Source organism: Pseudomonas sp. MS15a(2019), from assembly GCF_013277805.1.
Taxonomy (GTDB): domain Bacteria; phylum Pseudomonadota; class Gammaproteobacteria; order Pseudomonadales; family Pseudomonadaceae; genus Chryseomonas; species Chryseomonas benzopyrenica.
Genome location: NZ_VBTN01000009.1, coordinates 126,235 through 139,648, shown reverse-complemented (window position 1 = coordinate 139,648; position 13,414 = coordinate 126,235). Strand labels below are relative to the sequence as shown.

Here is a 13,414-nt window from a genome sequence, read left to right as displayed (position 1 = left end):
ATCAGCCCGGCGATCCCGGGTCAGGAGAACGTGCGATGTCCGACTATGCCCAACCCCGGGTCCAACCCAGCGCGGCCAGCAGTCGCCGCGAAGAACGCAAGGTGATCTTCGCCTCGTCCCTGGGAACCGTCTTCGAGTGGTACGACTTCTTTCTCTACGGCGCCCTGGCGGCGGTGATCAGCAAGCAGTTCTTCGCCGGCGTCAACGACACCACCGCCTTCATCTTCGCCCTGCTGGCCTTCGCCGCCGGTTTCGTGGTGCGGCCCTTCGGTGCCCTGGTGTTCGGCCGCCTGGGCGACATGGTCGGGCGCAAGTACACCTTTCTCGCCACCATCATCCTCATGGGCATCGCCACCTTCGGCGTCGGCCTGCTGCCCACCTATGCCAGCATCGGCGTGGCCGCACCCATCATCCTGGTGGTGCTGCGCCTGCTGCAGGGCCTGGCCCTGGGCGGTGAGTACGGCGGCGCCGCTACCTACATCGCCGAGCACGCGCCGCCCGGCAAGCGCGGTGCCCACACCAGCTGGCTGCAATCCACCGCGACCCTGGGGCTGTTGCTGTCGCTGGTGGTGATCCTGGTCTGCCGCTACCTGACCGGTGACCAGTTCGAGGTCTGGGGCTGGCGCCTGCCGTTCCTGCTGTCGATATTCCTGCTTGCCATCTCCACCTGGATCCGCCTATCGATGCACGAATCGCCGGCCTTCCTGCGCATGAAGGCCGAAGGCAAGCAGAGCAAGGCGCCGATCCGCGATTCCTTCACCAACTGGAGCAATCTCAAGGTGGTGCTGATCGCGCTGTTCAGCATCAACGGCGGCCAGGCGGTGACCTTCTACCTGTCGCAGTTCTATGTGATGTTCTTTCTTACCCAGACCCTCAAGCTGGATCCGGTGCTGGCCAACAACCTGCTGATCGTCAGCGTGATCCTGGGCGCCCCCTTCTTCGTCATCGCCGGCTGGCTGTCGGACAAGGTCGGCCGCAAGCCGATCCTGATGCTGGGCCTGCTGCTGGCCACGGTGCTCTACTTCCCGCTGTTCAAGGCCCTGACCCACTACGCCAATCCACAGATCTACCAGGCCAGCCAGCAGGCGCCCATCGTGGTGACCGCCGATCCGGCCACCTGCACCTTCCAGTTCGATCCGGTGGGCAAGGCGCGTTTCGACAGCCCCTGCGACCGGGTCAAGACCCTGCTGGCCAAGAGCGGACTGCCCTACCGCAGCGTGGCGGCGGCACCGGGGGACGCGGTGCAGGTCAATGTCGGCGACAAGGTCATCGTCGGCTATGACGAGCCAGCCCTGCGCGTTGCGGTACAGGCCGCCGGCTATCCGGCCAAGGCCGATGCGGCGCAGGTCAACAAGCCCATGGTGGTGGCGGTAATCTTCGCTCTGATCCTGATCGCCACCCTCTGCTACGGGCCGCTGGCGGCACTGATGGTGGAGCTGTTTCCCACGCGCATCCGCTACACCTCCATGTCACTGCCGTACCACATCGGCAACGGCTGGTTCGGCGGCTTCCTGCCCACGGTGTCCTTTGCCCTGGTGGTCTATACCGGCGACATCTTCTACGGCCTCTGGTACCCGGTACTGGTGACCGGCGTCAGCCTGGTGGTAGGCCTGCTGTGTTTGCCGGAAACCCGCCACCGCGATCTCGACGCCGATTGAGGCCCAGCAGGCGGCGAATCCCCGTCGCACTCTGAGTTTCGCCGCCGATTGGGTTATACTCGCGAGCTTTTCCACAGCTTTTCTCGCGAGTGTTTCCCCCATGGAAATCAACCCGATCGTCACCAGCATCAAGGACCTCTCCAGCCGCACCGAGACCATTCGGGGGTATCTTTGACTACGATCTGAAAAAGGATCGTCTCGTCGAAGTCGAGCGCGAGCTCGAAGACCCCGCTGTCTGGAACAAGCCCGAATACGCCCAGAACCTTGGCCGCGAGCGCGCGCTGCTGGCCCAGGTGGTCGGTACCCTGGACGAGCTGAACGGTGGCCTGGCGGATGCCAGCGACCTGCTGGAAATGGCTGCCGAAGAGGAAGACCAGAGCGCGGTCGATGATGTGGCGGCCGAGGTGGAGCGCCTGCGCGGCATCCTCGAGAAGCTGGAATTCCGCCGCATGTTCAGCGGCGAGATGGACCCCAACAACTGCTACCTGGACATCCAGGCCGGCTCCGGCGGCACCGAGGCCCAGGACTGGGCCAACATGCTCTTGCGCATGTACCTGCGCTGGGCCGACCAGCACGGCTTCAGCGCCGAGATCGTCGAGTTGTCGGAAGGCGAGGTCGCTGGCATCAAGGGCGCCACCGTGCACATCAAGGGCGAATACGCCTTTGGCTGGCTGCGCACCGAGATCGGCGTGCACCGCCTGGTGCGCAAGAGTCCCTTCGACTCGGGCAACCGTCGCCACACCTCCTTTACCGCGGTGTTCGTCTCGCCCGAGATCGATGACAACATCGACATCGAGATCAACCCGTCCGATTTGCGCGTCGACACCTACCGCTCCTCGGGCGCCGGCGGTCAGCACGTGAACACCACCGACTCCGCGGTGCGGATCACCCACGTGCCCACCAACACCGTGGTGGCCTGCCAGAACGAGCGCTCCCAGCACGCCAACAAGGACACCGCCATGAAGATGCTGCGGGCCAAGTTGTACGAGCTGGAGATGCAGAAGCGTAACGCCGCCTCCCAGGCCCTGGAAGACTCCAAGTCCGATATCGGCTGGGGCCACCAGATCCGCTCCTACGTCCTCGACGCCTCGCGGATCAAGGATCTGCGCACCGGCGTGGAACGCAGCGACTGCGACAAGGTGCTCGACGGCGATCTGGACGAATACCTCGAAGCCAGCCTCAAGCAGGGCGTTTAATCCATCATTTCCTGTAGGAGCGGTCGCATCGGCGCACCGCCATGGCCGCGATAAAACTCTATCGCGGCCATGGCGGCCCGCCGAAGCGGCCGCTCCTACGGTCAGCACCCCAGGTAAAGAGCAGACATGAGCGAACAACCCCTAGACCCCCAAGCCCAGGAACAGGAAGACAACAAGCTGATCGCCCAGCGCAAGGAAAAGCTTTCCGCGCTACGCGACCAGCAGGCCATTCCCTTCCCCAACGACTTCCGTCGCGACAGCCTGGCCGGTGACCTGCAGAAGCAGTACGCCGACAAGACCAAGGAAGAGCTGGAAGCCGCAGGCATCAAGGTCAAGGTAGCCGGCCGCATCATGCTCAACCGCGGCGCCTTCATGGTGCTGCAGGACACCAGCGGGCGCATCCAGGTCTACGTCGACCGCAAGACCCTGCCGGCCGAGACTCTGGAAGCGGTCAAGACCTGGGACCTGGGCGACATCATCGCCACCGAAGGTACCCTGGCCCGCTCCGGCAAGGGCGATCTCTACGTCAACATGAGCGACGTGCGCCTGCTGACCAAGTCGCTGCGCCCACTGCCCGACAAGCACCACGGCCTGACCGACACCGAACTGCGCTATCGCCAGCGTTATGTCGATCTGATCGTCAACGAAGAGGTGCGCCAGACCTTCCGCGTACGCTCCCAGGTCATCGCCCACATCCGCCGCTTCCTCATGGAGCGTGGTTTCCTCGAAGTGGAAACGCCCATGCTGCAGACCATTCCCGGCGGCGCGGCGGCCAAGCCCTTCGAGACCCACCACAACGCCTTGGACATGGCCATGTTCCTGCGTATCGCGCCGGAGCTGTACCTCAAGCGGCTGGTGGTCGGTGGCTTCGAGAAGGTCTTCGAGATCAACCGCAACTTCCGTAACGAAGGCGTCTCGACCCGGCACAATCCCGAGTTCACCATGCTCGAGTTCTACCAGGCCTACGCCGACTACCGCGACAACATGGACCTCACCGAGGAACTGTTCCGCGAACTGGCCATGGCCGTGCTCGGCACCACCGACGTGCCCTATGGCGACAAGGTCTTCCACTTCGGCGAGCCCTTCGTGCGCCTGTCGGTGTACGACTCTATCCTCAAGTACAACCCGGACATCACTGCGGCCGATCTCCAGGACGTCGAGAAGGCCCGCGCCATCGCCAAGAAGGCCGGCGCCAAGGTCCTCGGCCACGAAGGCCTGGGCAAGCTGCAGGTGATGATTTTCGAGGAGCTGGTGGAGAGCAAGCTGGAGCAGCCGCACTTCATCACCGAGTACCCCTTCGAGGTCTCGCCGCTGGCCCGGCGCAACGACGACAATCCCAGCGTCACCGACCGCTTCGAGCTGTTCATCGGTGGTCGCGAGATCGCCAATGCCTACTCCGAGCTCAACGACGCCGAAGACCAGGCCGAGCGCTTCATGCTGCAGGTCCAGGAAAAGGACGCCGGTGACGACGAGGCCATGCACTACGACGCCGACTTCATCAACGCCTTGGAATACGGTATGCCGCCCACCGCCGGCGAAGGCATTGGCATCGACCGCCTGGTGATGCTGCTGACCAACTCGCCGTCGATCCGCGACGTCATCCTCTTCCCGCACATGCGTCCGCAATAAGCGCCGCGCCTCCTTTTCGGGGGCGCCGCTGGCATCTGCAGACTCGGGGCTCTGTCATCAAAGGTTCATCCGGACCTGCTAACAGAGCCCTGATGTCGCGTTCCCTCCGCAGGTAGCCATGACCAACACCCTGATTCCTCTGCATCCGGCTGCCGAACGGCTGGGGCTGCTCTACGCCTACCATTTCACTTCCGGTCAGCCGGGGCGCGCCCTGACCATGGCGCCGGAAGATCCCTGGGACGCGGAAGAGGGTGGCTTTCGCTGGCTGCACTTCAACCTGGCCCATGCCGCCGCTGAGCGCTGGATGCGCGAGCACCTGGGGCTACCGGAGGAATTCTTCGAATCCCTGCACGCCGGTTCCCATTCGACCCGGCTGGAGCCAGCCGACGACACCCTGCTCGGGGTGGTGAACGACGTGACCCTGGCCTACGGGCAGGTCTCGGTGGACGTGGCCACTCTCTGGGCATGTGCCCGTCCGGGACTGCTGGTGACCGCCCGGGCCCAGCCGCTGCGCTCGGTGGATCGCCTGCGCCACGCGGTACGCCGGGGCGAGGGCTTCGGCTCGACCCTGGAGCTGCTGGTGCATCTGCTGCGTGACCAGGCCGATGTGCTGACCGGCATCATCCGCGACACCACGGTCAAGGTGGATGCCATCGAGGATCGGCTGCTGTCCCAGCGGCTGTCCGCCAGTCGCGCCGAGCTGGGTAGTCTGAGACGCGCCCTGGTGCGCTTGCAGCGCTTGCTGGCCCTGGAGCCGGGCTCGCTGCTGCGCCTGCTCAACCGGCCACCGGCCTGGCTGCGCCGCGACGACATCCAGACCCTGCGCGAGGCCACCGAGGAATTCGACCGGGTGCTGGACGACCTCGCCGCCCTGGTGGAGCGTCTCAAGCTGCTGCAGGAAGAGATCGCCGCCGCCTCCGCCGAGCAGACCAACCGCACCCTGTTCACCCTTACCCTGGTCACGGTGCTGGCCCTGCCGATCAACATCATCGCCGGCTTTTTCGGCATGAACGTCGGCGGCATTCCGCTTGCCGATTCGCCCCATGGCTTCTGGATCCTGGTAGCGTTGGTGGCGACCTTTACCGTGCTGGCCGGTAGCCTGGCCTTCCGCAAGCGCGGCGACTGACCAGAGTCATGCAACCGTTGCAGGCACCGCGCGGTCTCTAGGGGAACCCCCACTGGAGACCGCAATGGACTTCAAGGACTACTACGAGGTGCTCGGCGTCGCCCCCGATGTCGACGACAAGACTCTCAAGACCACCTACCGCAAACTGGCGCGCAAGTACCACCCCGATGTGAGCAAGGAGGCCGATGCCGAGGCTCGCTTCAAGGAGGTGGCCGAGGCCTATGACGTCCTACGCGATCCGCACAAGCGTGCGGAATACGACCAGGTGCGCCTCTATCAGCAACAGGGCGAGCGCTTCCAGGTGCCGCCGGATTGGCAACCGGGCTCGGATGCCGACTACAGCGATCCCCATGCCGGCTTCGGCCAGGATTATTCGGACTTCTTCGAGTCCCTGTTCGGTGCCGCCGGACGCTCGCAGCAGGGTGGCTTCGCCCGCCGTGGCCGCGACGTCGAGCTGGAATTACCCCTGTTTCTCGAAGAGAGCCAGGCCGGCAGCACCAAGCCGCTGAGCTTTTCGCTGCCGCAGCGCGACGAGCTAGGTCGCCGCGTCGGCGAGACCACCAAGACCCTCAACGTCAAGATTCCCGCCGGCAGCACCGACGGCGAGCGTATCCGCCTGAAAGGGCAGGGCGAGCCGGGCATTGGTGGCGCGGAGCCGGGTGACCTCTACCTGGTCATCCGTCTGGTGCCTCATCCCCTGTTCGACGTGGATGGCCAGGACCTGGTGGTCAGCGTGCCGCTCGCCCCCTGGGAGGCGGCCTTGGGCGCCAAGGTGCAGGTGCCGACGCTGGATGGGCAGATCATGCTCAGCATCCCGCCCGGCAGCCAGAACGGTGCGCGGCTGCGGGTACGGGGCAAGGGCCTGGCCGGCAAGAACGGGCAGGGCGATCTGCATGCCCTGCTCAAGGTGGTGATGCCGCCCAAAGGTGATGAAGCAACCCAGGCGCTGTGGCGCCAACTGGCCGAACGGGTGGCCTTCGATCCCCGCCAAGACTGGAGGAAAGTCTGATGAGCAGTCTGATCGTCCTGCAGGAATTCTGCGTGCTCTGCGAGGTGAGCGAGCCGGTGGTGGTGGAAATCGTCGAACACGGCATCCTGGCGCCCCAGCGTGGCAAGCGCCCGGCCGAGTGGCATTTCGACACCGGTGCCCTGCACCGCGCCCGCCGCGCCGTGCGTCTGCGCCACGAACTGGACCTGGACTGGTCCGCGACCGCTCTAGCGCTGCACCTCTTGGATGAGGTGGAAGAACTGCGGCGGGAGAACCAACGGCTGCGACGGCGCCTGGAACGCTTCGCTGGCGAGCTGCGGGACGTCTGACCGGCCGCGTAGGGTGGATTGAGCCGGCATCATCGTCCGAACCCAACAGTCGGAGCCGCGTCTGGTTGTTGGGCTTCGCTGTATTCAGCTCACTTCAAGAAATAAAGCGCCCAGTTCTTCTCCGGAGGCCGGGCGAGGACGCCGGATGTAAGGTTTCCAGCGCCTAGGTAAGTTTCGATCATTGCCAGAGGCCGCCTCTAATGGGGCCTTTCTTACATAAGATAGACTCTTAACCGCAGTGTCCTTGGGACTGATATGTGACACGTCGGCTGAGATGGTGCTGCCGAGATGTTTACTGTGCCGGTGGTATCAGCCCCTCATTTGAAAGCGTTGATTTAAGGCCTGATAGAGTCTTTTAACTACTTATTCGTTGTTCCTGATCTCTCTTAGCAGCCAGTTCGCGAAGCGCTGACGAATGTCACAGCCGGAAATCGATTCTGGAGACAAAAGATAATAAGCAGATCCGTCTTCGAGAAATCCATGCGGCGCCACCAACTGTCCCGCAGCAACATCTTCTTGTACCATCAAAAAAGAAGCTATAGCCACACCCAGCCCAGCAGTTGCAGCCTGAATGGAGAGATAAAAGTGTTCGTAGGTTACGTTACGTTTGCTTTTTATTGATCTGCCAGCCGTCGACGCCCAGGTAGGCCAAGCATTGAGGCGTGAGCTCGTATGAAGAAAAACTGTATCTTCATTATCAATGCTTGATGCGTGAGCTCCTGCCGCTACCGGCCCTGTGCGCTCTTTGCAGATGAATAGCGCTTCGACACTGTCATCCCATTTGAAATCATTGCGGCGGAGCGCAATATCAACCCTGGTACGTCGAAAATCGATTGCCCCGCCTGCTGCCACCAAATGCAAAGTAATATCGGGACATGCAGATTGAAATGACCCCAGCTTAGGAATAAGCCAACGCATCGCTATCGTGGGCTCGCAGGACAAGGTCAAAACATTCTCCATGGCCGAGTTTCGGATTCGATCTGACACCTGCGCGAGCTCGTCGAACATTCTACTAGTGACCTGTCTCAGCTCACGTCCAGCCTTGTTCAGATATATAGATCGCCCTCTTCTGTCGAACAGGGAAACACCCAGATCGTCCTCTAATAGTCGTACCTGTCTACTCACGGCACTGTGCGTGACATGCAGCTCAGCCGCGGCCTCCACAAAGCTTTCGGTTCTGGCTGCAACATCAAAAAAACGCAAAGCATTCAGTGGTGGCAGTTTCATATCGATCGGCAACGAAATGGAACAGGTTAGGCGATTTTAAATCGTTTTTATCTCGGTAAGCAACAAGGCATCATCCAGCAGCCACTCGGAAAAAAAGCTTCTATGAACACATCTAGGACAGTGATATGGATAGCACCTCTAGCTTTGCTCAATCTGCCAATCGTTCCAGTCACAGCTTTGCCGGCGTCCGTAAAGGGGTTGAGGACCTGTGCAAAAATATCGCCAAAAATGATTTTATAAACCTGCCGGCAAGGCGTACGTCCAAGCTGCTAGCTGAACAGGATGAAGACTTTTTGGAAGAATGGACTGCGTTTCAAGAAAGCTGGAATCTCTTGGAGCAGGATGGCTACATGAGGGACGGCGGTAGTTATCGCTATCGTCGGCATGCAACTTTTCACGCTGACCCTTTGGGCGTATCGGTCGAGCTTGTTCCGCATCAGCCTCACTATCAAAGCCTGGATTACAATCAGCTCAACGGCGATATCGCTCGGCACTTTTCGCCAATTGATCCGGGTACGATCAACAATCGAGCGTTCCTCGCTTCAATGAGGCTGTGCTGCGAAGCATTTGGACAACTCACTCCGTTTTTTTCTTGGCATATTGAGGTTCATCAATTTCGGATCTACGCCAAGCCAGGCCAGAGCTCCTCGCCCACCCCCGTAGGTGTACATCGTGACGGCGTAAATTTCGTATTCATGATGTTGATCAATCGAGTTAATGTCGTTAACGGTGAGACATCTATACACGATAGGCAAAAGAGGCGGCTGACTGCCTTCACGCTCACCAACCCTATGGACGTTGCTATCGTGAATGATGAAAGGGTAATGCACGGCGTAACGCCAATTATCCAGCTCGATACCGAACGAGAAGCCTACCGAGACGTCTTGGTCATTACTTTCAATAAAAAGTAGAGCCGTTCATGGACGGGCCATTCAGGCTCGTCCATCATAAAGGATCGACATGAACGAAATTCTAGCTGTAGCATTGATCACCATATTGGCAGTTATCAGCCCGGGCCCCGATTTTGCCATGGTAACCCGTAACAGCTTTCTGCACGGTCGAAAGGCCGGCCTGACAGCAGCTTTGGGTATTGCTTGTGGTGTTCAGATACACGTCTTCTACACAGTATTCGGTATCGCCCTGTTGATTGTGCAGTCACCTCGCCTACTGTTCGCTATGAAGCTGCTCGGGGCAGCCTACCTGATATATATAGGTATAAAATCATTCACTAACAAAAACCGAGTTGACCTCAATGCTGGCTTTGGAACATCTGAGCGCCTACTGTCGATCTTTCGGATGGGATTTCTTACCAATGCCCTCAATCCGAAGACAATGCTGTTCGTTGTGTCGACCTACACTCAGGTGGTAAAGCCTGACAGCTCTCTTGTCACAAACTTCGCCTACGGTCTGTTCATGTCGTTCTCTCACTGGGCTTGGTTCAGTCTCGTCGCTATCTTTTTCTCTGCAGAGATGCTCCGTCAGAAGATGCTTAGCAAGCAAATCGTACTAGACAGGGTCATCGGCGCCGCGCTGATGATACTCGGCGCCATGCTTTTAATGCCTACTACTCTCCGGTGATACGGGGTTCGCGAACGGACAGGTCAGAGGCAGACAGCACATGCTGTATCAGAACAATAGTGCCTCCTGATGCTAATTTCTATGTATTTCTGTAAGGATAGGTTCTGATGTTCGAAAGCTTCTATGCCAAGGAATGGGTTCAGGTGTCTACAGCCTTTGTCTTTGTGATAGTGATATTGATCACGCCGCTTATGTACTGGCGTATTAGTCGAAAGCTGAGCGGAGACAGTAGGAAGCAATTCATCGATGTCGCCTTCGATATGTATGGTGTTGTGTTTTTCCTATTGGTTGCACCCATTGGTTACTTGGTTTTGTATTTCTTCGGCTCTCAGTCTAAGTTTATGCTGAACGACCCTATGGCTTGGGTTTGCTTTATAGGTGGCGCCGCTTCAATTTATGATTTGATTCGAGCTTTGCTAAAGCTGAATGCTGCTGGCAGAGTGGCGCAGTGCGGTGAAAAATTCGAATCTATTTTAAAGTTCAAGAGGCTGGTTAAAATTGCCTTCTGCCTTTCATTAATCCCGCTGCTTTATGGGGCGTTCATGATTGGTGTCACTAACTTGGTGGCACCTGATTCCATTAATACGATGGCATGGTTTTTAACATTCATGATGACAGGCTTGGCAATTGTTTACGCAGTTGCATCCAGAGCGTTGCTCCTTGTTTCGCAAGCTTATGAACAAGGCTCTGGTTAGGCCGGCAAGATATGCAGAAGACCTGATGTAAGTGTGCGAAAATTCATTCCCGACCGAAGTCAGGTGATTGGTCCCTAACTCATATTCGCACTAGGTTTTTCGAGATCAAACAAGGCGAAGCGTAGGCAGGCATGGGGACCTTTCTGGACACGACAACGCCAGAGCCCGCCCTCTCTTCATTTGCGCCTACTCTTGAGCCTTAATCAATGGCCAGGGGACTACAGGCGTACGGAAGCGCCTCGCATGGCCGCGGCCTCCTTATCACCGCATGTGGCGTCTTACGCCAGGGTTATCCAGGATCAGCAATCACAGCCTGGATCTTGTTGGTCTTTTGCCAGGCAGTGCAGTTGACTTAACCAATCAGCTCAGGACTACCAAGTCTCTGGAAGCCTTGAGTCTCTGGCGGCGTGAAGAGAACTCCGTGAGTTGATCTGTAGCCGCGTAGGACTATCCCGCCGCAATCAACCCCCGCCGTTGCATCGCCTGTTCCTGACTCAGCCTTTCAATTCTTACCGGCAAGGACTTCGACGCCGGGGTATGGCTGCGGGTGTCGTGGTTGGCCAGCGGCGCCAGGCTGTTGGTCTCGGGATAGTAGGCGGCGCAACAACCGGCCGGTACGTCGTAGGCGATGACCTTGAAGGGGCCGGCGCGGCGTGAGATGCCGTCCAGGGCAGCGCCGATGAAGTCGATGAAGTCACCCTCCTGCACCTCGTGGCGGCGCATGTCCTCGGGGCTGAGCATGGCCACCATGCGCTCATCGATGTCGCGGTAGCGGTCGCGATTGGAGTAGATGGTGGTGTTGAACTGGTCGTGACTGCGGATCGTCATCAGCTGCAGGTGCTCGGCATCCGGCGGGCTGTCGTCCTCGTCCAGCACGTCGCCGGGAAAGAGGAAGTTGGCCTTGCCGTTGGGTGTATCCCACTGTCGCTCACGGGCACCATTGGGCAGGCGGAAACCTCCGGGCTGTTCGATACGGGCGTTGTAGTCGGCGAATTGTTCGGGCAGCACCGCCTCGATCTTGTCGCGGATGCGCGCGTAATTGCCAACCAGGGCGTCCCAATCGATATGGGGATAGCGCTCGCCCAGGGTCGCCTTGGCGATGCCGGCGACAATGGCGATCTCCGACAGCAGTTCCGGCGAGGCCGGTTCCAGGCTGCCGGTTGAGCCGTGCACCATGGACATGGAGTCTTCCACGGTGATGGTTTGCACTCCGCTGGCCTGGACATCGCGTTCGGTGCGGCCCAGGCAGGGCAGCAGGAAGGTGCTGCGACCGTGCAGGGTATGGCTCCAGTTGAGCTTGGTGGCGATCTGCACCGTCAGGCGCAGGTTGGCGACATGGGGCGCTACCCGGTCGATGTCGGGAATAGCGCGGAAGAAATTGCCGCCCAGGCCGATGAAGGCCTGGGGTTCGTCGCGCAGCAGGGCTTCGCAGCACTCCACCACGTCGTCGCCGCCCTCGCGGGGCGCCTGGAAATCGAACGCCTGGTCCAGCCTCGCCAGGAAGGGTTCCTTGGGCTTCTGGTAGATGCCCACGGTGCGGTCGCCCTGGACGTTGGAGTGGCCGCGTATGGGACAGGGGCCGGCACCAGGCTTGCCGACGTTGCCGCGCAGCAGCAACAGATTGATGATCTGCTGCAGGACATCGCCGCCGCGGCGGTGTTGGGTCACGCCCATGCCCCAGCAGGCGATCACCCGCTCGGCCTTCATGTAGACCTGAGCCGCGTCCCGCATGGCCGCCTGGGTCAGGCCGGAATAGCGCTCCAGACGCTCCCAGCTCAGCCCCCGGCAGTGTTCGGCGAAGGCTTCCAGGCCGACGCAATGCTGTTCGATGAATGCCACGTCGAGGATGCGCGGGGCGCCGCTGCGGCGCGCTTCGTCGTCAGCCTCGATGACGACCTTGCACAGCCCCTGCATGGCCGCCATGTCGCCGCCGATACGCACCTGGTGGTACTGGGAGCTGATGGCCACGCCGCCACCCGGCAAGGCCATATCGCGCACAGCCTGGGGCGAGGCGAAGCGCACCAGGGCCTTTTCCCGCAGCGGATTGAAGGTGACGATGGGCACGCCGCGGTGCACGGCGTCGTGCAGTTCGCTCATCATTCGCGGGCTGTTGGTGCCGGGATTCTGGCCGATGATGAAGATGGCGTCGGCCTGGGCGAAATCCTCCAGGTCCAGGGTGCCCTTGCCGACGCCGATGCTCTCCGGCATGGCGGTGGTGGTGGTCTCGTGGCACATGTTGGAACAGTCGGGAAAGTTGTTCATGCCATAGAGCCGGCCGAACAGCTGGTAGAGAAAGGCGGCTTCGTTGGAGGAACGGCCCGAGGTGTAAAGCTCCAGCTTCCAGGGATCGTCCAGAGTGCGCAGTTCGGCACCGATCTCGGCGAAGGCGTCCGCCCAGCTCACCGGGCGGTAGGTGTCGCTGGCGGCGTCGTAGCGCATGGGGTGGGTGAGACGGCCCTGGTCTTCCAGGTCGTGATCGGTCCAGGTGCGCAGTTCGCTCAGGGTATGGGCGGCGAAGAATTCCGGGGTGGTGCGTTTGCGGGTGGCCTCCCAGGCCACTGCCTTGGCGCCGTTCTCGCAGTATTCGAAGGTATGCGGGGTCTTCGGATCGGGCCAGGCGCAGCTCGGGCAGTCGAAGCCACCCGGCTTGTTCATGGTCAGCAATGCCTTGTTGCCGCGCATCAACACCTTCTGGCGGCTCAGGTGCTGGGTCACGGCATTGAGCGCACCCCAGCCCCCGGCGCTGCCGTGCTCCTGGGTGCCGTGCAGGGGTTGAGCGGGGGAATGGGCGGATTGCTTGGTCATGTTCACCTCTGGAACTGAGCCGGACAGGAAGCCGGCGGGTACCTAGAGGTGAACCCTGGAAGCGGGCTGGCGTTCCACCGTCTGGCTGCCGGGCCGACGAGTGCGAGCGGACAGCGAAGCGCCGTTCACCCGCCTGAAGGGGCGCGCCAAGGCGGCCGGTGACTGCTAGGCTGGACGCTTCCG

At 60.6% G+C, this 13,414-nt stretch carries 11 protein-coding genes; 9 read left to right on the top strand and 2 right to left on the bottom strand.

Annotation, left to right across the window (positions count from 1 at the left end; translation table 11 throughout):
• Positions 1–35 precede the first annotated feature (35 nt).
• The 6 genes from FEZ61_RS13390 (at position 36) to FEZ61_RS13365 (ending at position 6,926) form a co-directional block, all read left to right on the top strand.
• Complete coding sequence (locus FEZ61_RS13390; RefSeq protein WP_173149031.1) at positions 36–1,658, top strand: MFS transporter; 1,623 nt, start codon at positions 36–38, stop codon at positions 1,656–1,658.
• Positions 1,659–1,758: 100 nt separating this feature from the next.
• A protein-coding gene (prfB, locus tag FEZ61_RS13385; RefSeq protein ID WP_143075288.1) for a peptide chain release factor 2 occupies positions 1,759–2,854 on the top strand; the annotation gives its coding sequence in 2 pieces (ribosomal slippage) (positions 1,759–1,830 and positions 1,832–2,854; 1,095 coding nt in all).
• Between the two features lie 126 nt (positions 2,855–2,980).
• Positions 2,981–4,483 carry a lysine--tRNA ligase gene (lysS, locus tag FEZ61_RS13380; RefSeq protein WP_173149029.1) on the top strand — a complete coding sequence of 501 codons (1,503 nt, stop codon included), beginning with the start codon at positions 2,981–2,983 and terminating at the stop codon, positions 4,481–4,483.
• A gap of 118 nt (positions 4,484–4,601) precedes the next feature.
• Positions 4,602–5,609 (top strand): transporter, encoded by a 1,008-nt coding sequence (locus tag FEZ61_RS13375; RefSeq protein WP_059316035.1) that lies wholly within the window; start codon positions 4,602–4,604, stop codon positions 5,607–5,609.
• Between the two features lie 64 nt (positions 5,610–5,673).
• Positions 5,674–6,618 carry a curved DNA-binding protein gene (gene cbpA / locus FEZ61_RS13370; protein ID WP_173149028.1) on the top strand — a complete coding sequence of 315 codons (945 nt, stop codon included), beginning with the start codon at positions 5,674–5,676 and terminating at the stop codon, positions 6,616–6,618.
• The gene (locus tag FEZ61_RS13365; protein ID WP_017640778.1) at positions 6,618–6,926 is read left to right on the top strand and encodes a chaperone modulator CbpM; all 309 of its coding nucleotides are present in this window, start codon (positions 6,618–6,620) and stop codon (positions 6,924–6,926) included. The genes cbpA and FEZ61_RS13365 overlap by 1 nt, the downstream gene beginning before the upstream one ends.
• A gap of 363 nt (positions 6,927–7,289) precedes the next feature.
• On the opposite strand, the gene FEZ61_RS13360 is transcribed toward FEZ61_RS13365, so the two are convergent.
• Positions 7,290–8,153, bottom strand: coding sequence for a LysR family transcriptional regulator (locus FEZ61_RS13360; RefSeq protein WP_173149026.1), 864 nt, complete (start codon positions 8,151–8,153; stop codon positions 7,290–7,292).
• Between the two features lie 125 nt (positions 8,154–8,278).
• On the opposite strand from FEZ61_RS13360, the gene FEZ61_RS13355 reads away from it, so the two are divergent.
• From FEZ61_RS13355 to FEZ61_RS13345, 3 genes are all read left to right on the top strand, one after another.
• Entirely contained in the window at positions 8,279–9,064 is a 786-nt protein-coding gene (locus FEZ61_RS13355; RefSeq protein WP_173149024.1) for a 2OG-Fe dioxygenase family protein, read from the top strand.
• A 49-nt stretch (positions 9,065–9,113) separates the two neighbouring features.
• Positions 9,114–9,731 carry a LysE family translocator gene (locus tag FEZ61_RS13350; RefSeq protein ID WP_017640775.1) on the top strand — a complete coding sequence of 206 codons (618 nt, stop codon included), beginning with the start codon at positions 9,114–9,116 and terminating at the stop codon, positions 9,729–9,731.
• Between the two features lie 107 nt (positions 9,732–9,838).
• Complete coding sequence (locus tag FEZ61_RS13345) at positions 9,839–10,426, top strand: hypothetical protein (RefSeq protein ID WP_017640774.1); 588 nt, start codon at positions 9,839–9,841, stop codon at positions 10,424–10,426.
• Positions 10,427–10,873: 447 nt separating this feature from the next.
• Here FEZ61_RS13345 and FEZ61_RS13340 read toward each other — a convergent pair whose 3' ends face one another.
• Positions 10,874–13,231 carry an FdhF/YdeP family oxidoreductase gene (locus FEZ61_RS13340; protein WP_173149022.1) on the bottom strand — a complete coding sequence of 786 codons (2,358 nt, stop codon included), beginning with the start codon at positions 13,229–13,231 and terminating at the stop codon, positions 10,874–10,876.
• Positions 13,232–13,414 lie beyond the last annotated feature (183 nt).

What these genes read in the sequence shown, in the direction of transcription:
- FEZ61_RS13340 (WP_173149022.1), bottom strand. Translation starts at nt 13,231, where the DNA reads ATGACCAAGCAATCCGCCCATTCCCCCGCTCAACCCCTGCACGGCACC.
- FEZ61_RS13390 (WP_173149031.1), top strand. Translation starts at nt 36, where the DNA reads ATGTCCGACTATGCCCAACCCCGGGTCCAACCCAGCGCGGCCAGCAGT.
- cbpA (WP_173149028.1), top strand. Translation starts at nt 5,674, where the DNA reads ATGGACTTCAAGGACTACTACGAGGTGCTCGGCGTCGCCCCCGATGTC.
- FEZ61_RS13350 (WP_017640775.1), top strand. Translation starts at nt 9,114, where the DNA reads ATGAACGAAATTCTAGCTGTAGCATTGATCACCATATTGGCAGTTATC.
- FEZ61_RS13375 (WP_059316035.1), top strand. Translation starts at nt 4,602, where the DNA reads ATGACCAACACCCTGATTCCTCTGCATCCGGCTGCCGAACGGCTGGGG.
- FEZ61_RS13365 (WP_017640778.1), top strand. Translation starts at nt 6,618, where the DNA reads ATGAGCAGTCTGATCGTCCTGCAGGAATTCTGCGTGCTCTGCGAGGTG.
- lysS (WP_173149029.1), top strand. Translation starts at nt 2,981, where the DNA reads ATGAGCGAACAACCCCTAGACCCCCAAGCCCAGGAACAGGAAGACAAC.
- FEZ61_RS13345 (WP_017640774.1), top strand. Translation starts at nt 9,839, where the DNA reads ATGTTCGAAAGCTTCTATGCCAAGGAATGGGTTCAGGTGTCTACAGCC.
- FEZ61_RS13360 (WP_173149026.1), bottom strand. Translation starts at nt 8,153, where the DNA reads ATGAAACTGCCACCACTGAATGCTTTGCGTTTTTTTGATGTTGCAGCC.
- FEZ61_RS13355 (WP_173149024.1), top strand. Translation starts at nt 8,279, where the DNA reads ATGGATAGCACCTCTAGCTTTGCTCAATCTGCCAATCGTTCCAGTCAC.